The organism is Rhodococcus sp. K11/5 (assembly GCF_055193735.1).
Window position 1 is genome coordinate 3,468,677 of sequence record NZ_CM143721.1, and the last position, 23,894, is coordinate 3,492,570.

The 23,894-nt window shown below is 66.6% G+C and carries 26 protein-coding genes and 1 pseudogene; 9 read left to right on the plus strand and 18 right to left on the minus strand.

Going from position 1 to position 23,894, the window contains the following annotated elements; all coding sequences use genetic code 11:
* Nucleotides 1–89 precede the first annotated feature (89 nt).
* The 3 genes from ACY466_RS16315 to ACY466_RS16325 are packed head-to-tail and all read right to left on the minus strand — an operon-like array spanning nt 90 to nt 2,901.
* Nucleotides 90–692 carry a LutC/YkgG family protein gene (locus tag ACY466_RS16315; RefSeq protein WP_463246605.1) on the minus strand — a complete coding sequence of 201 codons (603 nt, stop codon included), beginning with the start codon at nt 690–692 and terminating at the stop codon, nt 90–92.
* A complete protein-coding gene (locus ACY466_RS16320; protein ID WP_463246606.1) occupies nt 689–2,164 on the minus strand; it encodes a LutB/LldF family L-lactate oxidation iron-sulfur protein in 1,476 nt (491 codons plus the stop codon). The genes ACY466_RS16315 and ACY466_RS16320 overlap by 4 nt, the downstream gene beginning before the upstream one ends.
* Complete coding sequence (locus ACY466_RS16325; protein WP_463246608.1) at nt 2,161–2,901, minus strand: (Fe-S)-binding protein; 741 nt, start codon at nt 2,899–2,901, stop codon at nt 2,161–2,163. Before ACY466_RS16325 ends, ACY466_RS16320 begins: the two co-directional genes overlap by 4 nt.
* A 191-nt stretch (nt 2,902–3,092) precedes the next feature.
* Here ACY466_RS16325 and ACY466_RS16330 point away from each other — a divergent pair, with 191 nt between their 5' ends.
* Both ACY466_RS16330 and ACY466_RS16335 read left to right on the plus strand, forming a co-directional pair.
* The gene (locus ACY466_RS16330; RefSeq protein WP_463246609.1) at nt 3,093–4,004 is read left to right on the plus strand and encodes a hypothetical protein; all 912 of its coding nucleotides are present in this window, start codon (nt 3,093–3,095) and stop codon (nt 4,002–4,004) included.
* Nucleotides 4,005–4,121: 117 nt separating this feature from the next.
* On the plus strand, nt 4,122–5,093 hold the full coding sequence (locus ACY466_RS16335; protein WP_463246610.1) for an alpha/beta hydrolase: 972 nt from the start codon (nt 4,122–4,124) through the stop codon (nt 5,091–5,093).
* A 41-nt stretch (nt 5,094–5,134) separates the two neighbouring features.
* Here the strand turns inward: ACY466_RS16335 and ACY466_RS16340 are convergent, their stop codons facing one another.
* A complete protein-coding gene (locus ACY466_RS16340; RefSeq protein WP_463246612.1) occupies nt 5,135–6,517 on the minus strand; it encodes an acyl-CoA dehydrogenase family protein in 1,383 nt (460 codons plus the stop codon).
* Between the two features lie 307 nt (nt 6,518–6,824).
* Between ACY466_RS16340 and ACY466_RS16345 the strand changes: the two genes are divergently transcribed.
* The gene (locus ACY466_RS16345) at nt 6,825–7,145 is read left to right on the plus strand and encodes a hypothetical protein (RefSeq protein WP_463246613.1); all 321 of its coding nucleotides are present in this window, start codon (nt 6,825–6,827) and stop codon (nt 7,143–7,145) included.
* 30 nt (nt 7,146–7,175) lie between these two features.
* Complete coding sequence (locus tag ACY466_RS16350; protein WP_463246615.1) at nt 7,176–7,307, plus strand: hypothetical protein; 132 nt, start codon at nt 7,176–7,178, stop codon at nt 7,305–7,307.
* A gap of 19 nt (nt 7,308–7,326) precedes the next feature.
* Here the strand turns inward: ACY466_RS16350 and ACY466_RS16355 are convergent, their stop codons facing one another.
* The 4 genes from ACY466_RS16355 to ACY466_RS16370 all read right to left on the minus strand — a co-directional run bounded on the left by ACY466_RS16355 (nt 7,327) and on the right by ACY466_RS16370 (nt 10,716).
* Nucleotides 7,327–8,382 (minus strand): glycerophosphodiester phosphodiesterase family protein, encoded by a 1,056-nt coding sequence (locus ACY466_RS16355; RefSeq protein WP_463246616.1) that lies wholly within the window; start codon nt 8,380–8,382, stop codon nt 7,327–7,329.
* A 48-nt stretch (nt 8,383–8,430) separates the two neighbouring features.
* Nucleotides 8,431–8,664 carry a hypothetical protein gene (locus ACY466_RS16360; RefSeq protein WP_463246617.1) on the minus strand — a complete coding sequence of 78 codons (234 nt, stop codon included), beginning with the start codon at nt 8,662–8,664 and terminating at the stop codon, nt 8,431–8,433.
* 321 nt (nt 8,665–8,985) lie between these two features.
* A complete protein-coding gene (locus tag ACY466_RS16365; protein ID WP_463252332.1) occupies nt 8,986–10,431 on the minus strand; it encodes a serine hydrolase domain-containing protein in 1,446 nt (481 codons plus the stop codon).
* Nucleotides 10,432–10,587: 156 nt separating this feature from the next.
* Nucleotides 10,588–10,716, minus strand: a complete 129-nt coding sequence (locus ACY466_RS16370; protein ID WP_463246619.1) for a hypothetical protein — start codon at nt 10,714–10,716, stop codon at nt 10,588–10,590.
* 145 nt (nt 10,717–10,861) lie between these two features.
* Between ACY466_RS16370 and ACY466_RS16375 the strand changes: the two genes are divergently transcribed.
* The gene (locus ACY466_RS16375; protein WP_463246620.1) at nt 10,862–11,002 is read left to right on the plus strand and encodes a hypothetical protein; all 141 of its coding nucleotides are present in this window, start codon (nt 10,862–10,864) and stop codon (nt 11,000–11,002) included.
* Nucleotides 11,003–11,065: 63 nt separating this feature from the next.
* Here the strand turns inward: ACY466_RS16375 and ACY466_RS16380 are convergent, their stop codons facing one another.
* The 9 genes and pseudogenes from ACY466_RS16380 to ACY466_RS16420 all read right to left on the minus strand — a co-directional run bounded on the left by ACY466_RS16380 (nt 11,066) and on the right by ACY466_RS16420 (nt 19,304).
* Nucleotides 11,066–11,506 carry an Hsp20/alpha crystallin family protein gene (locus ACY466_RS16380; protein ID WP_463246621.1) on the minus strand — a complete coding sequence of 147 codons (441 nt, stop codon included), beginning with the start codon at nt 11,504–11,506 and terminating at the stop codon, nt 11,066–11,068.
* Nucleotides 11,507–11,669: 163 nt separating this feature from the next.
* The gene (locus ACY466_RS16385; protein WP_463246623.1) at nt 11,670–12,233 is read right to left on the minus strand and encodes a hypothetical protein; all 564 of its coding nucleotides are present in this window, start codon (nt 12,231–12,233) and stop codon (nt 11,670–11,672) included.
* The gene (locus ACY466_RS16390; RefSeq protein ID WP_463246624.1) at nt 12,234–13,100 is read right to left on the minus strand and encodes an SCO6745 family protein; all 867 of its coding nucleotides are present in this window, start codon (nt 13,098–13,100) and stop codon (nt 12,234–12,236) included. It abuts the gene before it with no gap.
* 68 nt (nt 13,101–13,168) lie between these two features.
* A pseudogene (locus ACY466_RS16395) lies at nt 13,169–14,701 on the minus strand (alkaline phosphatase D family protein).
* A gap of 40 nt (nt 14,702–14,741) precedes the next feature.
* Nucleotides 14,742–15,086 (minus strand): response regulator transcription factor, encoded by a 345-nt coding sequence (locus ACY466_RS16400; protein ID WP_463246626.1) that lies wholly within the window; start codon nt 15,084–15,086, stop codon nt 14,742–14,744.
* A gap of 72 nt (nt 15,087–15,158) precedes the next feature.
* Nucleotides 15,159–16,211: a hypothetical protein gene (locus tag ACY466_RS16405; protein ID WP_463246627.1), complete on the minus strand. Its 1,053-nt coding sequence runs from the start codon at nt 16,209–16,211 to the stop codon at nt 15,159–15,161.
* Nucleotides 16,208–17,467: a sensor histidine kinase gene (locus ACY466_RS16410; RefSeq protein ID WP_463246629.1), complete on the minus strand. Its 1,260-nt coding sequence runs from the start codon at nt 17,465–17,467 to the stop codon at nt 16,208–16,210. The genes ACY466_RS16405 and ACY466_RS16410 overlap by 4 nt, the downstream gene beginning before the upstream one ends.
* Nucleotides 17,434–18,105 (minus strand): LuxR C-terminal-related transcriptional regulator, encoded by a 672-nt coding sequence (locus ACY466_RS16415; protein ID WP_463246631.1) that lies wholly within the window; start codon nt 18,103–18,105, stop codon nt 17,434–17,436. Before ACY466_RS16415 ends, ACY466_RS16410 begins: the two co-directional genes overlap by 34 nt.
* Before the next feature lie 122 nt (nt 18,106–18,227).
* Nucleotides 18,228–19,304 (minus strand): SDR family oxidoreductase, encoded by a 1,077-nt coding sequence (locus ACY466_RS16420; RefSeq protein WP_463246632.1) that lies wholly within the window; start codon nt 19,302–19,304, stop codon nt 18,228–18,230.
* Nucleotides 19,305–19,460: 156 nt separating this feature from the next.
* Between ACY466_RS16420 and ACY466_RS16425 the strand changes: the two genes are divergently transcribed.
* From ACY466_RS16425 to ACY466_RS16435, 3 genes are all read left to right on the plus strand, one after another.
* On the plus strand, nt 19,461–21,086 hold the full coding sequence (locus ACY466_RS16425) for an HNH endonuclease signature motif containing protein (protein WP_463246634.1): 1,626 nt from the start codon (nt 19,461–19,463) through the stop codon (nt 21,084–21,086).
* Between the two features lie 143 nt (nt 21,087–21,229).
* Nucleotides 21,230–21,742 carry a DUF3558 domain-containing protein gene (locus ACY466_RS16430; protein ID WP_463246635.1) on the plus strand — a complete coding sequence of 171 codons (513 nt, stop codon included), beginning with the start codon at nt 21,230–21,232 and terminating at the stop codon, nt 21,740–21,742.
* Between the two features lie 13 nt (nt 21,743–21,755).
* On the plus strand, nt 21,756–22,091 hold the full coding sequence (locus ACY466_RS16435; protein WP_463246637.1) for a hypothetical protein: 336 nt from the start codon (nt 21,756–21,758) through the stop codon (nt 22,089–22,091).
* Nucleotides 22,092–22,196: 105 nt separating this feature from the next.
* Here ACY466_RS16435 and ACY466_RS16440 read toward each other — a convergent pair whose 3' ends face one another.
* Entirely contained in the window at nt 22,197–23,192 is a 996-nt protein-coding gene (locus tag ACY466_RS16440) for a DUF4185 domain-containing protein (RefSeq protein WP_463246638.1), read from the minus strand.
* Nucleotides 23,193–23,685: 493 nt separating this feature from the next.
* Here ACY466_RS16440 and ACY466_RS16445 point away from each other — a divergent pair, with 493 nt between their 5' ends.
* Entirely contained in the window at nt 23,686–23,820 is a 135-nt protein-coding gene (locus ACY466_RS16445; protein WP_463246640.1) for a hypothetical protein, read from the plus strand.
* The last annotated feature ends 74 nt before the right edge of the window (nt 23,821–23,894 follow it).

Sequence of the window (23,894 nt, forward strand, 5' to 3'; positions counted from 1 at the left end):
TCCGTCGGGTGCTCGTTCCAGGGAACGTAACAACCCAATCGGCGAATGGCCGTCACCTTTGCATAACGATCGTTTTGATTGCAGCGACGTCAACCGACGATCAGCACATCCAACCGCCGCGGCCCGTGCACACCTTCAACGCGGTTGAGTTCGATGTCGCTCGTCGCGCTCGGTCCACTGACGAACGTCAGCGGCCGCGTCGCGTCCAGTACCGCGAACGCCTGCGGCACCGTGTCCACCACCTGGTCCGCGCGCACGATGCAGATGTGGTGATCGGGTACCAGTGTCAACGCCCGTCGCCCCTGCCCGACGCCCGCATCGAGAACGATCGTCCCCGTCGCCGCGATCCCGACGCGGCAGCCGGTGATCACCGCGTCGACACCGTCGAGTTCGTCCGTCGACAAGCCCACGTCGGGCACCGTGACCACGCCCTCGACCCACGCAGTGGGGAGATCGGTCGGGATCACCACGCGCGCATCGGGAGCCACCAAAGACTGTACCGTCGAGGCGATTCCGGCCTCCGACACCCGGAACACCTGCGCCCGATAGTCGTCGACCGTCTCGGCGAATCGGTCGACGTTCCCGCGACCGACCAGCTCGGCCCGGTCGTAATCCCGAGGAACCGGCGGTGCGGCAGGGCCGTTCACCGTCGCCGACCGAATGCGCTGCAGGATTTCCTCTTTGGCGTTCATGATTCGTGCGTCCGTGCCCACCATTGGCGGAACGTCTCTTTCGGGGGCGCCGGCGTGTCGCGACTCGTCGTCCACAGCGAACCGGGGAACGGCAGGGATTCCATGTGCCCCTTCCTCCCCGCCAGCAACCGTCCGACCCCGGCGGCCTTCTCCGCCATCCCGAACCGCTTCGGCGAGTTCATCGCCCATCCCGCCGCCCGCATCGCGATCTCCTGCGCCCCGGGGACACCGCCGCGCTCGGAATCGACCTGCTTCGCCCGCAGATGCACCAGGATCTCGGGAATGTCGATTCGGACCGGGCAGGCGTCGAAACACGCCCCGCACAGCGACGACGCATACGGCAGTGAGGCATTCGGGTCGTCGTGACCCGTCGTGCCGGTGAGCTGGGGGGACAGGATGGCCCCGATCGGACCCGGATACACCGACCCGTACGCGTGTCCGCCCGTCCGTTCGTACACCGGGCACACGTTGAGGCACGCACTGCACCGAATGCAGTGCAACGCAGCACGACCCACCTCGTCGGCGAGCACGTTGGTCCGCCCGTTGTCGAGGAGCACCAGGTGGAAGTTCTGCGGGCCATCGCCCTCGTGCACCCCCGTCCACATCGAGGTGTACGGATTCATGCGTTCGGCCGTCGACGACCGCGGGAGCAGCTGCATGAACACCTCGAGATCGGCGAACGTGGGCACCAATTTCTCGATGCCCATGAGCGTGATGAGCGTGTCCGGCAACGTCAGGCACATGCGGCCGTTGCCCTCGGACTCGACAACCGCCAACGTCCCCGTCTCGGCCACAGCGAAATTCGCGCCACTGATGGCGATCTTCGCCGACAGGAATTTGCGACGCAGATGCTCGCGGGCCGCCATCGCCAGCTCGCGGGGCTCGTCGGTGATCGCACTGTCGACACCGGGCATGCGGCGCAGGAAGATCTCCCGAATTTCCGCGCGGTTGCGGTGGATGGCGGGGACGAGGATGTGGCTGGGCTTGTCGTCACCCAACTGCACGATGAGCTCGGCGAGGTCCGTCTCGATCGCGGCGATCCCCTCGGCTTCGAGGTACTCGTTGAGCCCCGTCTCCTGGGTGGCCATCGATTTCACCTTGACCACCTCGTCGCTGCCCGTGGCCCGGACGAGGTCGGTGATGATGCGATTCGCCTCGTCGGCGTCGCGTGCCCAGTGCACCACTCCCCCACGCGCGGTCACGTTCACTTCGAGCTGTTCCAGCAGCTCCGGCAGCCGCGACATCACGTCGGTTTTGATGGCGCTGCCGGCGAGGCGTAGCTCTTCCCAGTCGTCGCACTCGGCCACGGCGCCGAGGCGCTTCTCGCGAATGGTGCGGGTGGCGGCCCCGACGTTGCGTCGCATCTGGGTGTCCTGCAGAGCGCGCTTCGCGGCCTTCGGAAAGCTCTCCTCCCCGCGGATGTTGCCCGCCCCCGGAGCAAACACGCCGGGCGAACCCAGGAACGTGGTCATGCTGCCTCCGTCGACGCCAGGATCTCGGCGAGGTGCACGGTCTTGACGCCCGTGCGCAGCCGGGACAGGCCCCCGCCGATATGCATGAGGCAGGACGAGTCCCCCGCGCTGCACACCTCGGCACCCGTAGAGAGGACGTTGGCCATCTTGTCCGACAGCATCGCCGTCGACGTCTCCGAGTTCTTCAGCGCGAACGTTCCGCCGAAGCCGCAACAGGATTCGGCGTCGGGCAGTTCGACGAGCGTCATGCCTCGCACGTTGCGCAGCAGTTCCAGCGGCTTGTCCCCGACCCGCAGCATCCGCAGCGAATGGCAGGTGGGGTGGTAGGTGACGCGATGCGGGTAGTACGCGCCGACGTCCGTGACGCCGAGAACGTCGACCAGCAGTTCGGACAGCTCGTACGTGCGGGCGGCGATGTCCTCGGCACGGGTGGCCAGGTCCTCGTCGCCGGCTCGTCGGGCGACCATCGCGTGCTGGTGGCGGACGGACCCGACGCACGATCCCGACGGTGCGACCGCGAGGTCCCACGTCGCCCGCTCGAACACCTCGACGTGGTGACGGACCAGCGGCGCGGCTTCCTTGAGGTATCCGGTGTTGACGTGCATCTGCCCGCAGCACGTCTGATCCGACGGGAACACTACGGTGTGGCCGAGCCGTTCGAGAAGCGACACAGTGGCTTTCGCCGAGTCTGGAAAGAGGGCGTCCGCCAGGCAGGTGACGAACAGGGCGATCCGCATGGCGCCTCCGAGGTGTGGTCAGACCACAGTAGCGACTGCGGTCCGCCGTGCGAGGCGATGTGGGAACAGTCGTGGCACGGGCGCTCGCAGCCGCGGCGCCCAACGTTCGAGCGCACGACGTTGTCGGACCCCCGTGCTTACATCCCTCCACACACATCGACAGGCCACCCGGCCGGGCAAGGAGCACCACCATGGCGGTTCACGTGAGCAACGACGGTATTCGCGTCGACTGCCCCGAGGTGCATCCCGACGCGAGTATGACCTTCGCATTCCAGCGCACCCTCCGGGTTCCGGACGACGGCACCACCTATGGCCTACCGCCGAGCCTCGGCCGGCTGTCCGTTCGAGGCACCGAGGACGCGAGTCGCTTTCGGCTGCCGATGTGGCAGTCCGAAGCGTGCTGGATCGATTTCCGCGCGTACTACCCGTTCCTCGTCACCATGAGCAGCGGAAGCATCAACGTGATCACCGGTGAGCCGTGGTCGCCGATCCCGGACTTCACTGCCGAGGATTATTGCGAGATCCCCGCCCAGCCGTGGCTCGACGGCTTCGTCACCGAGCAGGGCACGGTGCGGCAATTCGTCGCGGCGCCGTTGGGCACCGGACACACCGTCGAGGAACAGCTGTCGTCCGACCCCGCTCGCGGCGGCATTCAGGTCGCGGTCTACCCGCTTCTGGCGAGCAAGTACGAGTCGATGCGGCCGGAACCCACCGTGTGCTTCTCCGCTGCACCCATGGCTGCCGAACCCATGGGGCTCGGCGCCGGCGGCTCCATCACGCAGGCCGTCGCGACGCCCGTGATTCCGCACGATTCCTGGGACCTCGAGCACGGGCAGCGATTCACCGTCGACATCGTGAACAGCGCAACGTGGTTCGAGCTCACAGGATCGGAGCCGGCCTCATTGCCGCTGAGTGCAGCCGAATACACGCGGTACGGGATGCCGTGGTTCGCCTGGTACGACGATCTGGTGCCCGCCCGGCGGGGATCGGCGACGTTGCGTCGAGCTCGGACGATGGCAGACATCGATGCGAATTCCGAGCACCCGGTGTTGCCGGAGAACGAGAGCTTCGAGCCCCCGACGCCGATCGTCGTCACGGGGTAAGCCGGCCGAATTCAGCAGGTCGGACTCGCCTCGAGTGAGCGCGCAGTGTCGCTGTAGGCCGTCACAACATCGCGCCATCGCACTCGTCGACTCGATTTCCTCCTGTTGACTTCCCCCATGCGAAGCCTTCTCACCTCAGCATCGGTCGTTCTGATGTCCCTCGCCGCCTCGACGATCCTGGCCGTGTCGACGGCCGGTGCGGCGCCCACCGTCACCACGTTCACGTTCCCGGTCGAAGGAACGGACGTCTCCGCGACGCGGTACTCCGAGCCGGGCGGGCCGGCGCGGCCGGTGCTGGTCATGGCCCTCGGTCTGGGCAGCACGCAGGACAAAATCCTTCCTGACGTTGCTCCGGAGTTCGTCGCCGCAGGCTACGACGTGGTCACCTTCGACTACCGGCACTGGGGCAGCAGCGCGGGGCAACCGCGCAACCTCATCGACATCGATTCCCAGCTCGAGGACTGGCGCGCTGCGGTGGGTGCCGCTCGCGCCCTTCCCGGAGTCGACGGCGACTCGATCGGATTGTGGGGGACATCGCTGTCGGGCGGGCATGTTCTGTCCCTCGGCTCGGAGAACATCCCCGGTGTACGGGCAGTCGTGGCTCAGGCACCGCACGTCAACGGGATCGCCACGGTGTCGACCATTCCCGTGCCGGCACTGGTCGAACTGACTGCCGTGGGTACCGCCGATCTGGCCGGCTCGGCCGTCGGACGAGAACCGATCTATCTCCCGATCGCCTCGGAGCCGGGATCTTCCGGTCTGCTCCCGCAACCCGGTGCACTGCAGGGGTATCGGACCGTGCTGGGAAACTCGTTCGACAACCGCGCGACGGCTCGCACCGCGCTCCAGATTCCGTTCTACTCACCGAACGTCGTTGCTCAGGCGGGTCGTGCGCCCACCTTCATCGCCACGAGCCGCGAAGACAACATCACTCCCCCGGGTGCCGCCCGCGAACTTGCTTCTCGGATGGGTGCCGCTGGTCGGGATTACCCGGGTGGGCACTTCGACGTCTACCCCGGCGGGAAGGGCTACCCGGAGCTCATCGTGGACGAGATCGCGTTCCTGCGCGAGAATCTTCCGACTCCGTGAGCGCGGCGGGGTGATGGTCGCCGCCGCGCTCGACCGGCGACTCAGCGCCCCGGTGGCTGCAGGAACTTCATCGCACCGCGCAGAACCGGTTCCGGCACCTTGTCTTTCGCGTGGATGGCCTTGTCGAGCACCTTGGTCCGCGTTTCGCTACCGCGCCCGAAGGCCTTGTTGATCGGGCCGCCCTCCGGTTCCATCGTCACGTGCAGCGGGGGTGCACCGTTCTGCTCCGCCACGGCGTTCCCGATGACCAGACGCTGAATCTCGCTGGTTCCCTCGAAGATGGTGTACAGCTTGGCGTCTCGGTACCACTTCTCGACGGGGTGGTCCGTGATGTAACCCCAGCCGCCCATGGTCTGAATCGCTCGTTCGGTGGCGGCGACGGCTACCTCCGTCGCCGCGAGCTTCGACATGGACCCCTCACCGCGCTCGAACTTCACCTTGTTCGCCGCCATCCAACTCGCACGCCAGGTGAGGAGGCGCGCCGCGTCGATACGCATCGCAAGGTCGGCCAAGGGGAACGAGATGCCCTGGTTGTTCATGATGGGACCGCCGAAAGCCTCCCGCTCGTTGGCGTATCGGGTGGCGTACTCGAGTGACGCGCGGGCGATGCCCAGCGCCTGCGCGGCAACCATCGGCCGGGTCTGTTCGAGCGCACCGAGCGTGGCCGAGCGCCCCTTGGCGCCCGTCTTCTCCGCCTCGCGGGCTTTGGCGAGCTTGTGTTCGAGTTTGTCCGCCCCGCCGAGCAGATTGGCCGCGGGGATGCGGACGCCGGTGAACTTCAGCTCGGCGGTATGGGAAGCGCGGCAACCCAATTTGTCCAGTTTGCGCACCAGTTCGAGGCCCGGAGTACCTCCGGGAACGATGAACAGCGCCTGGCCCTTGTGCCCGAGGTCCGGATCGACGTTCGCGTTCACCACATGCACGTCGGCGATGCCGCCGTTACCGATCCACATCTTGTGGCCGTCGATGATCCAGTCGTCACCGTCCCGGCGGGCCGTGGTCCGCAGATTCCGAACGTCGCTGCCGCCCTCGGGTTCCGATATCGCGAGTGCCGCGAGCTTGATGTCGTCCGGTGTGCCGAAACACTGCGGCGCCCATTCGAGCATCTGTTCCGGCGTTGCCGCCTGTCCGATGGCCGAGAGTGCGAGCGCGGGCATCACCACGGCCAACCCGATACCGGCGCAACCCCAGAACAGTTCCTCCATGAACACGGGCAGCGACAGGCCGGTGGGGTCACCGATCAGGTCACGATAGAAGAGCGGTGAGTAGAACCCGGCCCGCGCGGCTTCCTGCAGGACGGGCCACGGAAACTCCTGCTGCTGGTCGTAGTGCTGCGCGACGGGTCGAACGACGTTCTCGGCGAAGTCGTGGGCCCGAGTGGCGAGATCGTGCTGTGCGGGTGTGAGTGTCAGGTCGAAAGTCATGGTGTCCCCCCAGGACAGGTGATGGTGGATCCAGAATGCCCCGGGAAAGGACGACTCACACCGGATATCGCGGTCGAGGCCGCTCGCTCGGACACCGATTCTCCGGACGAACGAGGTCGTGCCGTCGACCCGGCCGATCCACCGAGGTGACTGTTGATAATCGTTGTCGATAAAGTCGACGCCACCCGCCCCCGGGGCATTACCGGAAGGACCGCAACAGTGATCGACTACGTGGATCCGTACGTCCGCTCTGCCGACCACCTCGAACTGCTCAGCGTGGGGCCCTGGCAGCATCTGGCCCCCCCTCGTGGCCGCAGGACTCGCCGGCCTTGATCTCCGCGCCCGCACCGCCGTCGAGTTGGGGCGGGGACCGGTCTCGGCACCCGCGTCGATGATCAATTCCCTCGGCCATCTCGATCCCGATGCGAGACAGGCCCTTTGGGGTGCGATCGCGGCCGGCATGACCGCCGACGGTTGCGCGGTAATCAACCTCCAGCAGCCGACGACGGCGTCTGCTGTCCCGCGATTCGAGATGTCCCGCGAACAGGTCGGTGATCGCACCTATCACGGTTCCGCGTGGTCCGAACGCGTCGACGACGCCACCATGACGTGGCACATGACCTATTGAACGAGTAAGGGCGACAACGAGATCGACACCGTGGACGTCGAGTACCGGTGGCACGTCACCGACCGAGAAACGCTGGAGGACGAACTCCTTCGGCACCGACTGCGCGCCACAGGCGTCGGGGACGAGCAGTGGGGAATGTTCCGCATCGAGTCGGCCGCCTGACCGCGCGAATGCTCGTTGGCTATCGTGCCTGCGCCGGCTCCGGCAGCGGGAGGCCACGCTCGCTCATCACCTCGCGCAGTCGATCCGGATAGTCGGTGATGATGCCGTCGACGCCCATGTCCATCAGCGCCGCCATCGTGGCCGGATCGTCGACCGTCCACGGAACCACGCGAATACCGTTGGTGTGTGCCGCATTCACCATCTCGGGGGTGACGTAGAACTGGAAGTCCGGGTCGGAAACCGTCCCCCGCTGCGGGTCACCCTGCACCGGTGAGATGGCGTAGGCACCGAACGACGCGACCGCGGCAACGGGGTCCACGCCGAACTCGTCGATGTCCAACCCGCCCAGCCACGGGGATGCTCCCGGCTCGCCGACCTCGAGGAAATCGGGTTCGGTCAGCGCGACCAGCCGCACCGACGGGTCGGCTTCCTGCACCGCGAGCAGCGCGCCCCAGTCGAAACTCTGGATCGTCGTCCGGTCGAGGAGTCCCGCGGCTTCGACGGACGTGAGTACGACGTCGACGAACTGCTGCCGGCGCGCAGTTTCGGTGGGCGCCGCTGCTTCGACCTTGGTCTCGATGTTGAGCTCGACGGTCGAGTCGTACGAGTTGACCAGATCGAGCACCGCGTCGAGTGTCGGGATCGTCGAACCGGGCGTCACCCGCTGCTCGGGGTAGCCGTCGAGCGGGATGGATCCGCAGTCGAGGGTCTGCACTTGGGCGAGAGTCAGGGTGTTGACGTACTTGCCGACGTAGGGGAACTCGGGATCGCCGGCAGCGACCGGTTCGGTGTCTCGGCACTTCGCGTCCGACACCTGCCGGTCGTGCGTCACCACGGCCACCCCGTCCTCGGTGATCTGCGTGTCCATCTCCAGGGTGGTCACGCCCAGTTCGAGCGCGTTGGTGAACGACGCGATGCTGCTCTCGGTGACCAGGCCCAGTCCGCCGCGGTGGGCCTGGAGGTCGAATTCGCCCAGCCGTGACGCAGGTTCGGCTGCTGCCTCCTCGGTCGAGGCGGAGCATGCGGCCAGCAGGGCGCACAAGGATACGGCCGCGAGAACTCGTCGTATTGCCATGGGGCGGAGGCTAGATGGGGAAGGTGAACGCGAAGAGACGCGGGCGAGTCACGGTCGCCTGGACCCCACTCGGCGAGAGTGCCCTTTCACCTCGAATTGTCGATCCAACCGGGGGTTCGCCGGCCCCCACGCGTACATCAGCCCGAAGAAGAGCACGCCGCCGACAAGGGCGGTCACGATCGCCAGCCAGATCGGAAGACTGAGCGCAACGCCCATCACGACGCCGTAGAAGATCGTAAAGACGACCGATTGCTTCAGAACGACCTGCGCGTGTCGGTTCATGTTCGATCCCCTCTCGTCGAGTGTCGCCGATGCTGCCGTTCCGACGACGAACTACTTCGGGTGACTAACCACTTCGAAAATATCACTCAGCGAGCGAGCGTCAAGGGCAGAGCGAACGGCGTATCCGAGCCTCTCGTGAACACAGGTGCCGCCGATTCGACCGTCGGGTGCGCGCAGCCGCGGATACCGCGGCTCACCGCACCGTGCGTAGTTGTCGCGGACCCGCGCCACAACCTGATCAGGGTTGTTCAGGCGGTGGAGGAAGGCGGATGGTGACATCACGACGTCGTGCGGCAAACCGGGCCGAAAGCAGCCCAATCATCACCCCGCTGCAGGCGCACGCACCGCATCCGTCGTTGCCTGATGCCGACGCATCCCCACCACCTGCCCCACGACGGACACCGCCGACGCAGCCACGATCGTCCCCAGCAGAACCCATACCAGCAGAGTCACATCCGGCGCCCATCGGCCCATCACCGACAGCGGAGCTCCGGCGAAGGCGGACACCCCGAACACCACGGCGTACACCGCTACCGCGCCCAGAACGACGGCGACGATCGCGCGAAGGACGGCGCCCCGCACAGAGTGCGAAGGTGGCGTGCCGCGAAGAAGTCGCACCACCCTGATGACGATGCCGATCGCGAGCAGCACCACGATCACACCGAGGACTCCCAACACCACGGGCGCCATCGATCCCGGCAGCGCCGTCGTCGAATCGTCCACCACCGAGGTCGTCAGGTTTCGCCCCACGGCCGCGATGCGCTCCGCCTCGATCTCGCCGTAACGATTGGTGGCCAACACCATTGCGGTGCCGGTCGCGGGAACGAAGGCCACGTAGGTGTAGTGACCGGGCACCGCTCCGGAATGCCACCAGACCTCCTCACCACCGATGGTCTCGTGGAAGAGCCCGTTTCCGTATGTGGTGCCCTGACCGGTCGGAACCTCCGCGCCGTCTGTCTCCCCGTCCTCGAGCCGGCCGAGGCGCCACGACGCATAGCGGCCCAACTCGTCCAGGGAGCCGGCGAGGTAGCCGTAGCCCAGACCCGCGGAGTCGACGCCGACATCGGTGGCACGAGCGGACCCGAAGTACGGAAGATGCCCTGGCGGAACGGTATCGACGAACGCGTCGGGGTCGGTGATCGCCGCGGCCGCGGCCGGTTCCAATACCTCGCGGCGCAAGGCGTCGGGATAGGAGGTCCCCGTCGCCTGCTCGATCACCGCCTGCAGGATCAGATAGTTCAGGCTGGAGTAGCGGAACTCACCGCGCGGCCCGGTTCCGTCCGGTGCGCTCATCGCGGTGACGGCGTCGATCGCCGATCCCCGACGCGTCCAGTCGTCGGTGACGGTGATGTCGTGCGGCAATCCGGTGGTGTGGTGGACGAGGTCGTCGACCGTCACAGCCGGGTCGACGAGCATCCCGCTCGCTTGCGGAACCAGCTCGACGACCGGGGACGACGCGTCGAGCACGCCGTCTCGCTCGAGTCTCTCCGCCGTGGCCGCGGCGAACTGCTTGGACACCGATCCCCAGACGAACGGGGTATCACCGTCGACAGCACGATCGTCGCCGTCGACTCCGGCGTAGGCCTGCTGCACGACGCCGCCGCGGTCGACGATCTGTGCGGCCAGTCCCGGGGCACCGATCTCGGCGGCCCACGTCTGCACCGACTCCTGCAGCGACGGTTCCGTGACCGGTTGGGCAGCGGCAGATCCGGCTGCGTGAACCGCCACAGCGATCGCCACCACCGTGAACGCCCATCGACGCACCATTCTCACCAGCCCTCCCCCTGTGTCGAGTCGACGATCGTTCGTGACCCGAGTGACGACCAGTCGGCCGGTGGATGACCACCAGGTGATCGGAACGTGAAAAAGCGCTGCGCACCCCGAAGAACCGGGATGCGCAGCGCTTTGTGCAGATGGGTGGTGTCAGTCCGTTCGAGACGTGCTCGGGTAGTCGTCGTCATCGAGGGGGACGTCGATACTCTGCTCGACCAGGTCGGCAGGATCGGCTTCACGGTCCTCGGTGCCGATGGGTTCCGGCGACGGTGTGGTCATCGTGTACCTCCTCGAACGTGGATGCAGCCTCCGACGGTGACTGCAGCGCAGAAACCGCGTCGACCGAACGACCACCGCGCAGTGAAATCGGCGTAGGGTTCGGCCATTGGAGCCACAAGGTTCTCTTTATCAAGGGACCGACATCATGTCTGACAAATCTCCGCGCAATTCCATGACCCAGAAGTCCGGTAAATCGCTGAAGGAAAAGCGTGCGGACAAGAAGTCGAAGGCCGCCGGAACGGTTTCCGACGACGTCACCACGGCGGTCGGCAAGAAGAAGCACTGACGTCACCACCCGTGCGCTGCGCACACCGAAAGGGAAGTGCGCAGCGCACGAGCGTGGCGTACGTCAGACGGCCTCGATGGTCGTGCGGTCGCCGTTCTCTGCCTGACCGATGCTGATCTTGCGCGGCGCAGCTCGCTCGACGAGCGGAATGTGTACCGACAGAACGCCGTTGTCGTACGTCGCCGAGATACGTTCGGTGTCGACGCCCTCACCGAGCGCGAGCTGCCGCCGGTAGGTGCCGGTGAAACGTTCCGACGTCAGCCACTGCCGCGAGTCCTCGCTCGGCGCGGAACGATGTGCCGTGAGCGTCAGCGTGCCGCGGTCGACGTCGAGATCGATGGACCCCGGGTCGACACCGGGGAGATCGGCGTCGAGGACGTAGTGATCGTCGACCTTGTACAGATCCATCGGCATGAACCGCGGCGAGCGGTCGGTGCCGGTCCCGGTGCTCAGCAGGCCCGAGGTCAGAGCGTCGAGGTCACGGAAAGGATCGAAGCGGAGCACAGCAACACACCTCCTGTTGTCCATCCGGGCCGTCCTTCGCGAGCCCGGTTCTCGTCTGTGCGTGCCACTAATTTAGCACTCTCGGCCGGAGAGTGCCAAGAGCTGGTCCGCTGAAAATTATCCGAGAACTGCACCGGCAGAGCAGGTCCCGGTGATCGGCTCGTCAGAACTGCTCCACGAAGGAGTACCAGTCACCGTGGAGCGGACGGTATCCGATGTCGCCGTCGCGCCTGGGCGTCCCGAGGTACGGATCCTGTCCGGGCAGGTACGCGAACCCGACCGAGTCGATCAATCCGCCCTCGACGTACACGAGGCACCCGTCGCCGATCGGTTCCGTTCGCTGCACTCGGTACACCATCACCGATCGGTTCTCGAACGACGCCTCACAGGTAGCAGCGAGGTCCGTCAACGCGTTCTCGGACACCGCGAAGGCGACGCGCGACGGCACCGAGAAGACGACCAGGCCGACGGTCAACACCACGACGGCCGGCGCCGCGAGACTCCCGCGCACCGCGCGGAATCGGAACCACCCGATGAGGGCGACCACCAGCCATGCGATGCCCAGCCCGAACAAAACCCACGCGGCCAGGACGAAGATCGGAAAAAACACCGTGGGCGGCACGAACGTCCAGAGAACGACGCCGCACGCCGCGGCCGCGAGCACAGTGATTCCGCCCGTGAGCCACGACCACCACGTCGCCGGAGTCGTCCGCTCCGAGGCAAGCACCTACTTCTTCTTGGTCCCCGGCAGGATGCCCGCATCGATCACGGCCTTGACGTACGGCCGAACACTGCCGATCAGCTCGTCCGCATCCGACACCCCACGCCACACGCCCGACGCCATCGCGTCGGTCCGGGTCTCGATGTGCGCGTCCAGTGCGACGCCGTCGGCGGTCAGGGTCTCGACGCCGTCCGACGACGTCAGAAGACCGCGCGTCGCGAGCCGTTCCGCGGCGGCGTCCCATTCCTCGTCCGACCATTCCCGCGTCAACTGCGTGATGCGTCGTCCCAGCACCCGACGCCCACCCGGCTCGGGGTGGTTCGCCTCGTGGAACACCACGGCCTCGACGGGGCTCAGATCCGCATCCACCAGGGCGGCGAGATGACCGTCTCCACGCCATTCCCGCAGAACGGCGATCGCGTGCCACAGAGCAAGGTGCGGGGCGTCGGGAGACGGGGACGCATGCCACGCGGCGGAGAGCGGACGGCCGGCGTAGCTGACGGAATCGCCGAGGTCGTGAAGGCGCTTCGCGAGATCGGGCAGACCGGGGTCCGACGCCAACTCACCGAGGGCGTTGCCCAGAACCGAATCGAGCATGGTCCATCGCCGGTCGGCGATCCGATCGAGACCCGCCTCGACCGCGAGGGGCCACACGCGTTGGACAAGAACAGGATTGAAGTTGTAGAACGACGCGGCGACCACACTGGCGTCGCACGCGCCCATCGGCTGCGCCCTCGAACCCGCGTACCAGGCATGCCCGTCGAGGCCGGTGTCCGTCCCGGCCGCTCGCAACTCCGGATTGAAGTACGCGGTGATGTGATACGGCTCGAGCGTCTTGTAGGCGGCGCGGGCGGAGGCAGCAGCGGAAGTCATGGGCCGACGGTACCGGGAGGGGTCGGCGCCGATGCCCGGTTCGGGCCAGACCTGAATGTCATGCCTGCTCAGGGCGCCGGCAAGACCTGCGTGAACAACACCTCCCCGGTCCCGTCGCAGAGGTTGACCGTCAACTCGCGCGACTGCCCGTCGATGAGCACTTCGCCGAAGTGCTGGAACGCGTCGAGCGGGGACGACTTCGGCTCGGGCGGCGCGTGCACGAAGACCGCTTCCGGTCCGAACGTCGGGTCCAGATCGTTCGGCCCGAACCCGCCCGCGTTGAGCGGGCCGCTGACGAACTCCCAGAACTCACGGAACTCCTGGTACGAGGCGCGCTCCGGCGAATAGCGGTGCGCCGCCGTGTAATGCACGTCCGCGGTGAGCCAGACGGTCCCGGTGACGTCGTTCCGATCGATGGCCGTCAGTACCTGGGCGATGTCGGTCTCGCGGCCCAGCGGACGCCCGGGCTCCCCGTTCGCGACCCCCTCGAACGCGCTGTCCCCGTCGGGAACGACGATCCCCAGAGGCAGATCGTTGGCGATGACCTTCCACGTCGCGGTCGAGCGCGTCAGTTCGTCGATCAGCCAGCGTCGTTACGTCGCACCGAGAACCTCACCCGACGCGTCGACGTTCGCACCGTTGGCGTCCTTGTAGCTGCGCATGTCGAGGACGAACACGTCGAGCAAAGGACCGTAGGGAATCTTGCGGTAGATGCGACCGTCCACCGCCTCCGTGGGTGCGACGGGCAGCCATTCCGAGAACGCCTGCAGGCCGCGCTGAGCGAGAACGTCGACGTTCTTCTCCGTGTACTCCTCGAGATCCAGGATCTCACCGGGGTACCAGTTGTTGACGGTCTCGTGGTCGTCCCACTGGACCATCTGCGCTACCGACGCGTTGAACCGTCGGTAGTTCTCGTCGGTGAGGTTGTAGGCGTACTGCCCGCGGTACTCGTCCAGGGTTTCGGCGACCTCGACCTTGGCGTCGGACAGGGTGTTTCGCCAGATCCGACCGTCGGGCAGGGTGACACTTTCCTCGAGCGGACCGTCCGCGTAGACCACGTCTCCACTGTGCAGGAACAGGTCCGGTTGCCGATCGGCCATCGCGGAGAAGATGGTCATACCGCCGATCTCGGGGTTGATGCCGTAGCCCTGCCCCGCGGTGTCCCCCGACCACAGGAGCCGGATGTCCGACGGCCGATCCGGGGCGGTGGAGAAGACTCCCGTGACCGGTTCCGACGTCGCCCCGTCCTCACCTTCCAGCGTCACCCGGTAGTGAATGCGCTCTCCCGCAGGCAGACCCGTGAGTCGCAGGACCCCGGTGCCGTCGGAACGCGGGGTGAGCAGCGGCCCGCGCCGGGTGACGACGTTGGTGAAGGAGTCGGTCGCGGAGGTGTCGACGACCATCGTGGCCGGGGTGTCCGACCGGGCCCAGATCAGTGCGCCGTCGGTCCGGACGTCGCCGCTCGCGATCCCGTGGGTGAGCGTCGGCCGCGATCTGACGAGACCGGGCCCGGATTGCCCGGAACTGCACGCCAGCAGGGGAACTCCCGCCGCGGCGCCGAGTGCGGTGTAGCGGAACAGCGATCGTCTCGACATCTGCATGGCGACACCGTGCCGCACGCGGATGAACGCGACGCGACGGTCAGGCGAACGCGTCGATGGTGAGCAATCCGTCCTGCAGCGCGCGAACCAGAAGGTCGGCCTTGGTGGGGGCGGGCCTCCCGACGGCCGCGTACTTCGCGCGAATGCGGGCGAGGTGAGTGTTCACCGTTCCGAGCGAGACGTACATCCCGGTGGCGAGCTGGCCCTTCGAGACGCCCTCGACCAGCCATCCTACGAGGATCTGCACCTCTCGCGGTGACAGGGTGGGCGCGGGCAGGGGCATGTCCGGCTCACCGGCCCTGGTGTCGATCCCTCTGTCGCGGCAGCGGCACATCGCGGTCGTCATGTCATCCCCCGTCATCCATGCCGTGTTCGCGGCTTTCACGAGGTCGAACGGTAAACAAGGTGGTGGTGTGTTCGGTAGACGCCGAACCGGGTGCCCCCGACCTCGGGGGGATCAGCCGGAGTGGGACGTCACCGGATGTCCGGCGGCGTCGAAGACCCGCCGGACCGTGCCGCGGGTACCGCTGACCAGGATCGACGCGGCGAAACCCCGATCCGGGGGCATCAAACGCACCGTGACTGCCGTCAGCGACGGGTCCTCCAGCGCCGCGATCACCGCGTCCAGAATGTGGCGATCGACGCGCTCGGCCGGGTCTTCACCTCGATCGTCGAGCAGGACCACCTCGACCCCGCGACTTCGCGCCGCACGGGCCGCGCTGTGGACGTCGACGTCGACGTCGTCGAGGCCGGCCGCGCGCAGGGTGTCCCGAAGGTGGTACTCGAGCAGCCGACAGCTGAGCTTCTCCTCGTCCGACAGCGGCTCACCCGACGCGATCAGGGTGAGGATGGGCCGGGCGAGCTCGTCCAAGCGAGTCAGTTGCGCATCGCGCTCGTCGAGCGCTGCGGCCGCCGCCGCTTCCTCCGCCGCTCGTCGCGTCGACTCCTCCCGGAGTCGGAAGATGTCTCGCACCGGACTCCGGATGGCGAACGCGAAGAACGTGCCCATGAGAAGGAGCGCGGCGCTCGGAAGGACGAGGCCGAGACCGACGCCGGGGTCCTGCCCCGTCGTCACGGCCCACCCGATACCGACCGCCAGGATGGCCGCGTACCCGGACCACGCCCACCCGGTGCGGCCTCGAACGCACAGGAACGTGTACAGACCGGCGCTGGTGCCGATAGGCCACGTCTGCAACGGATTCGCGATGGGCACCGACAACGCCGCCAACACGACAAGACATGCCACCGGTCCCGCCAGCGTCACCGCGCAGGTGGCAGCGAGTGGAAACGGGTCACCCGGCATCCGCATGAGAGCCACCGCCGAGCACGCGTGCATGACGACGGCGATCACGACGGCCGACGGAACGTTCACACCCCGAAGGGACGAGAACGCCGCGGAGCCGACGCCGGCGATGTTGATCCCGACGATCAGCCACGCCGTGCGCGTGTGCATTCCGAGGAGGGTGGTGATGTCCGCCTCACGCGGGTGGACCGCCGCCGTCGCGGTCATGCCGTCTCCGTCGACCAACGCAGCTCGACCCGCGTACCGCGGCCGACCGACGAGCGCAGCGACACCGAACCTCCGGCCAGACGCTCCATCCGATCGAGGATGCTCACGCGCACACCCAGTCGATGGGACGGGACGGCACGTGGATCGAAGCCCCGCCCGTCGTCTGCGACGACCACGGTCAGATCGGCCGCCGACAACCGGACGTCGACGGTGCGGGACGCGTCGTTCCCGCCGTGCCGGACGCTGTTGCGCAACGCTTCCGCCATCGCTGCACCCACGGTGCGGACGGTCTCGGCCGGAATCGACCGCGGCACCGCGTCGTCCACGACGGTGAACGTCACCTGTACCGAGTCGTCCACGGTCGCAGCCGCGTCGCGCAGGTGCGCCATCACCGCGGGTGGCCCGAACTCGACGGTGCCCGACGTCTCGTCCCGCAGTGAATCCAGCTCGGCCAGGGCTACTTTCGCCTGGGTGACCACACCGACGTCCACCGGGTCGCGCGAAGCCGCGAGAAGCGTGGACATCACGTTGTCGTGGATCAAACCGTCGAATCGCCGCCGCTCGACCGTTCGCGCCTGCACGGCAGCAGAACTCGCGGCCTGGGCGTACGTGCTGGACCGCGTGCGATCGAGCAGAAAGCCGGTCCTCGATGCGGTGATGGACGCGGCCACGAAGATGATGCTGAACCCGAAGGCGTAGACGATGTCGGCCAGGAGCGGGCTTCGTTCGTCCGGCATCCGAATGTACTGATTGACGATCTGGCAGACCGTGACGGTCAGCGCCAGGTGCAGGAACGCCCAGCGTGGGCGCAGGGACACCGCGGCGCCGAGACTCGCCAGAGCGGGGAAGAGGGTGAACCACGTCGGCAGCCCGCTGTCCACCATCGCGCCGGTCCACCCGAATGGCCAGGTGGCCAGTCCGACGAGATACAGAATCGCGCACGACGCCGCGATGGTGCGGAGATGCCGCCGACCACGAGAAGTGAACGATGCCGCGCAGAGTACGAAGCCGGGGCCGAAGAACAGCGCGAGCGCCACCGGGGTCCACCAGGGATGGGTCACCGTGGCGGCGTCTCGGATGAGTGGAACGGAGACGAGCAGATAGAAGATGTAACCGGCACCGATGAATCGGCCGAACATGGTCAGGATCTGATCCGCGGCGCTGCGCTGCTCGGTGGTGCGCTGCTCGGTGGTGCGCTGTCCGGCGGCACCGGACGACGTCGCTACTTCTTGCGACGACGAGGGAAGGGCAACCACCCGTCCTCCAGTGCGCGCTTGTAGAGGTCCGTCTTGGTGGGCGCCGGTCGACCGGCCTCCGCGTACTTGAGGCGAATGCGTCCCAGATAATCGTTCACCGTCTCGGGCGAGATACCCATGATCGACGCGACTCGGGTGGCTGTTTCACCGGTAGCGTAGAGGGACAACACTTTTCGGTGCTGGGGGCTCAGGTCCACCGTGGACAGATCAGGGTCACCGTCGATGGCCGCCGCCCAATCGATGGTGGGGACCAGTTCACCCTTGGCCGCGCTGCGAATCGCGTCGATGACGTGCCCCGCCGACTGCGACTTGCGCACCACCCCGAGCACCCCCGCGCGTGCGGCCGCCCGCACCAGGAACGGGTCCTCCCCTGACGTCAGCACCAGAGCGGCGAGCCCGTGCCGACGAATGGCCTCGACGTTCGCCGCCGGCGACGACCCGTCGCGCAGACGAAGATCGAGAACCACCAGATCGAGGCCGGGCGATTGCTCGAACAGCTCGGCCACCGTGGGCGCGCTGGCCACGAGGTTCAGATCGGGCTGATCCGCGAGCGCGCCCTCGAGCCCGCGCACGGTGAGATCATGATCGTCGACCATGCCGATGCGTGAGACCGTCGTTTCCGGTTCTCGTAGTTCCATCGACACCCCCCTTCTGCCCGACAGGGACCAGATCGTAACCCGCAGGCCCGACACCGTCGCGTCGAGAAGTCGCCGCTCACGGCGTCGGGCCAGGGGTTGGTGTGCCGGAAGGGCGCCCGCCGTCAGGGGATGATGCGCGCCTCGCGGTACCGGGCGACCTGCTCGGCGAAGCTCTCGGGCGTCGAGCGGAATCCGAGGAAACCGGCCTTACGGCTCTTGGTCATGTCCGTGAGGCACTCCATGTCGCGACCGAGGTCGCCGTCGGTGTGCCACCAGGACGCCAGCTTGGTCACGTCGGGCTCGGTGAGATCGTGCTGCGCGGCGATCTTCTTCCAGATCTCGGCAGCGTCGCCCATACGGCCGTCGAGCGGGCGTGGTTCGGTGTCGAAGCCGACCGGCTCGACGCCGAACATCTCGGCGATCTGCGGCCACAGCCAGCGCCAGCGGAAGACGTCACCGTTGGCGATGTTGAACGCCTCGTTGCGGGCGTTCTCGTCGGTGGCCGCCCAGATCATCTGCTCGGCGAGGAGTCCGGCGTCGGTGACGTCGGTGAGTCCGTCCCACTGGGTCTCGGAGCCGGGGAAGACGAAGGGAGCGCCCGTCTCCTTGCAGATGGTCGCGTAGACGGAGAGGGTCAGGGCCATGTTCATGGCGTTGCCGACGGCGTACCCGAATACCGTGTGCGCGCGATGCACGCTCCACGTGAAGCCGAGCTTCTCGGCGCCCGCGAACAGCTCGTCCTCCTGCGCGTAGTAGAAGTTCGGGGTGTCGAGCCGCTCCTCGGACTCGTGGAACGGCGTTTCGGCCGTGACGGATTCGCCGTAGGCGTCGAACGGGCCGAGGTAGTGCTTGAGGCCGGTCATCAGGGCGACGTGGCGGACGGACTTCTCGTCGGCCAGTGCGTCGAAGGTGTTGCGGAGCGTGGCCGTGTTGACCTCGATGTTCTTCGCTTCGCTGTCCTGCATCATCCAGGCGGTGAAGAAGACGACGTCCGGAGCGGTTCCACGCAGGGCGTTCTTCATGCCGTCGGCGTCGAGGAGGTCGGCCGTCACGACGTCGACGCCATCGACCGGGAGCTCGGTCTGCCGAGACAGTCCATACGTCTTCCATCCCGCGTCCACCAGCTGCCGACAGATCGTCTGTCCCGAGATTCCCGTCGCTCCGACGACGAGCGCCGTACCGGGTTGTGGTGATGTCATGGAATGCGCCTCCAGTAGATCTCCGGCTCGCCTCGAGCCGGTTCGAGCCCCCTGCCCGTGAGGGCTACCCGCTGCTGAGATCCGCAATCGTGCACGCAAGTAAGCAATGGGAACACCTGTTCGATTTGTGTCGGTGGGGTCGGTTACCTTCTGATCATGCTTTCGGGGGACGGCACGGGGGACGGGGTCGGCGACATCGCCGGCGCCGTGATCACCGATGCCTCCGTCGAGAAGCTGATCGCGTCGCTGGAGAAGGGGATGGCGGACCTCGCATCGGTCGATGCGTCACGGTTGTCGAATCGGGATCGGTTGGCGTTGATTGCCCGCACCGAAACCGTCCGCCGCTCGCTGTTGGGGTCCTCGTACACGTGGCTCAACGACACCGTCCATCAGGGCGGATTCGACGGTCTCGGCGGCTCCGCCCCCTTCTCGCTGGGGATGTTGTTGCGGATCACCGCCCGCGCCGCCGGGGACCGGTTGCGCACCGCCGCGGACGTCGGGAAGCGGTGGGCGTTCACGGGTAAGCCGATGCCGCCGGTGTACCCGCACACCGGCACCGCCGCCGTGCAGGGGGTGTTGGATCCGGCGCACGTGGCGGTGATCCGGAACATCGTCTCCCGCATTCCCGACGAGGTCGGGCCGGAGGTGGCCGAGGAGGCGGAGAAGCAGTTGGTGGCGCTGTGCGGTGAGCACGCTGCGGATGCGGTGCGCGCGGCCGGGGAGCGGATCCTGGCGCACCTCGACGAGGACGGGAACCCACCCTCGGACGAGGAAGTGGCGGCGTCGTGTTTCATCCACTTCGACAAGCAGGACTCCCACGGGCTCAGTCGGGGGAAGTTCCGGGTCGATGCGGAGTTCCGGGCGTTGCTCGAAGCGGTCACCGAGGCGATGGGCAAACCCGGAGCCAAGAAAGGACCGAAGAGGGATGGCTCCGGCGGTGACGCGGGCGGCGGTGACGCGGCCGACGACGGTGCGTCCGACGGCTCAGACGACGGCGGAGCGGAAGGGAACGACTCCCCCACCGCCGATCCCGACGCCGACGCCGGTGCGGGTGCCGATCCCGAGCTCGACCTCGGCCTCCCCACCCCCGACGCACAACCGGATGCGGAGCCGGAGCGGGATCTGCGTAGCCGCGGCCAACGCATCCACGACGACCTCAAAGACGCCATCCGCCTGCTGCTGAGCTCGAACCTGCTCGGACACCACCGCGGCGTCGCCACCAAAGCCATCGTCACCATGACCCTGCACGACCTCGAAAACGCCACCGGCCTCGCCCTCACCGGCACCGGAACCCACATCCCGATAAGGCAGGCCATACAGATGGCCGCCGCCGCACACCCCTACCTGCTGCTCTTCGACGGCCACGGCCGACCCCTGCACTTCGAACGCGGCCGCCGCCTCGCCACCGAAGACCAACGCCTCGTCCTGACCGCCTGGCACCGCGGCTGCACCTTCCCCGGCTGCACCCGACCCGCCACCCGATGCCAAACCCACCACGTCACCGACTGGGCCAAATGCGGGCGCACGAACATCGACTGCCTCGCCCTGGCCTGCGACCGACATCACCACCTCATCGGCGACGACCCGAACCTCCGCTGGTCCACCACCACCGCCGCAGACGATCACCCCTACCCGGGGCGCACCCTCTGGCACCCACCGACCTGGCTCGACGCGAGGCGCACCGGGCGCATCAACCACTACCACCACCCCGACGAATACCTCTACGAACCCGACCCACCCGACCCCGAACCACCGGAAAGCGCTCCATCACAGCCAGATTGATCCGAATACTGGCTTCGAGCTCACCGCGTTCGATGCTCCAGCCTCACTCGTCCTGACGGGTGGGGCCGGAGGTCGTTGCACGATCTCGCGATCATCGAGGAATCGAGCGGAACCCGCAGGCTTCCTGCTGCGTCGAAAGGCGTGTGGCTTCCTCCATTGTCCGTCGTACCGGTTTGTGCGTTGCACTTCTGCTGCTCGTCGCGGGGTGCGGATCACAAGTCGCGGGCGCCCCAGTTGCCCAGCCTGAATTGTGGGACCCGTGCTCCATCCCCAGCGAAGCCATCGCGGCTGCCGGGGTCGACCCGACGATCATCGACGGTGGTGTTCTCGACGAAGACGACACAGTATGGAACGAGTGCGTCTTCAAGCAGGATTGGTACTTCTTCATCGCGCAATCGACATCCATACGCCAGGACGAACTCTTGACCGACCCGAGCATCTCCGGCCTCAGCCCACTGGCCGTCGGTGCGCGCGACACCAACATCTACCGCCGTGTAGCCGATGACACGGGAGATTCCTGCGAGATTTCGATGCCCTTTGCTACGGGATCAATTGTCCTGACGGTAGACAGGGCCGGCGACGCACAACTACGCGGAGACCCCTGCGTAGTTCTGATCGAAATCACGGCAGCACTTGCTCCCGAACTTCCAAACTAGGACTAGCAGGCCCATGAGTACCGAACACATCGCCATCACGCCGGAATCGGCAGAACGATGCGCAAAAGCGTGCGAAGAATTCGGCGCGGGTCTCGCGGCAGTCCGTGCGACTACGCGGGCCGCCCACAACCAGGGTGGGTTCGGCATTTTCCCGTCGGGCAAGGCCGTCGAACAGAAGTACGCGGATCTCGCTGCGGGCAAACCCGGCTCGCTCGAGGACATTCTCCAACAACACATCGACATCGCCCTCCGCCTCGCAGAGGCTTTCCGGCTCGCGGGCGAAAGCTATTCTACCGGTGACGAATCGACCGCCCTCCACATCGCGGGCCAGCTGCGCGAAGGACGCTAGACCCGGGCTTCCCCGCCCGGAATCGATGTCGACTCGCAGCTCCCGACAAACCAAACCGCTCGTCGCCCCGCTCGACCAACCCCAGGCCGGGCGAAGCGGCGTCTGTCAGCGCGGCAATGCGTCCAGGTTCGTCTTCAGCAGCATGACGTTGTAGTCCGACCATCGTGACGCCGTGAAGTAGAGGCCCCGACCGTTCGACTGCGGGTGGATGTACGGCGCGTACACACCGCCGATGGTCTGAACCCGACCCAACAACGTGGTCGGCGCACTCCACGGACCTTCGGGAGCGATCGAGGTGCGAGCGACGATCGATCCCTGAGTCTCGTCCCCGTACAACATCACGTACCGCTGCAGGTACTCGTTCCACGCGACGGACATCTCGCTGACCGGACCGCCGACCACCGGAACCGCATCGTCGACGGAGGCGGACCAGCCGTCGGCACCGAAATACTCGTACGCGGCGGTGTCCATGATGTCCTCCGGCAGGAACCGCGCGAGGTGCGCGGCACCGAAGCGACCGCTCGGCGTCCCGTACTGGTAGACGAACTCGTCGTTCCCCTGCGCGTACGCGTTCATCTGGAAGTTCGGATTGCCGGCCTGGAGCTGGCGAACCGTCGGGACGGTGAAGCCGACGTTCGCGCGGATCGTGTTCGCATCGGATGTCCACGTCTGCCCGTTGTCCTCGGACACGGCGATGTTCGAGAAGTTCGTGGTCCAGTTGCCCGGAGTTCCCCACTCACGAACGGACATGTAGTTGATGTACTGCTTGCCGTTGAGCGAAATGGCGGCGGTCGGAATGGTGGTCGCTTCGACCATCGGCAGTCGCAGACTCGGGATGACTTGGCTGGCGAAGTTCGCGGGATTCACCACTGCACCGGAGTTCCGATCCCCCACCACGGCCGGGTGCACGTCGATGCCGTCCGCCGGGTTCGTATCGTTCGACCTCAGCAGCACGTTGTTGCGCCACTGTTGCCCGGGCAGCGAACAGTTCCCGAACGTGTCACCGAACGCCATCAGCGTTTGGCCCGATCCGTTGTCCCACGTGATTCCCAGGTCGGTCCCCGACATGCCCAGTCGGTCGTAGGTGCTGTTCGAGCTCACCGGCCCGGTCACCCAGGAGATCGACTCGGTGTTGCTGCTTCGAATCGGGGCGAGTGGCCCTTGGGGGCCACGCGGTGCAAGACCACCCTGGCCACCCCCGCTGCTCCCGAACGACGGCATACTCCCGACTCCCGTGCCACCGCACGGTTCGGCACTCGCGATTCCAGGAGCGGCCACAGCGCTGACGCCACCGACCATGAGCGTCATGACAGCACCGATCGCAATACGTCGTCCGACTGCGTGCATCCGTGAACCCCCACCGTTTTCTCTGTTACTAAAGTGACTGATGTGGTCAGTGTTACTCAGGTCACGAGCTTTGGCAACCGTTGATGTATCCGAGGGTTACTAATAACAAGGATGTACTTCCATTACCATTTGGCACCCGAAATCCCCCGAAAAGGGGGTTTCCGTTTCGGTGAACACTCTACGAAATAAAGGCGTATCATTCGACGAATCGGGGCCATCAAGGTTCTCCGAACAATGGACCCACGCCATGTCCGACAAATCCCCACGCAGCGCGATGAGCGCACAAGCGGGGAAATCCCTCAAAGAAAAGCGCGCCGACAAACGGTCCAAGGCTGCCGGTCGATCGGTGGACGAAGTGGCGGCAAAGGTCGTGAAGAAGTGATGGTTCGGTAGCCGCTCTCCTGCACCGGAGCCGGTCCACGCGCCACATGGGCGTCCCGCGCCGTGTTTATACGG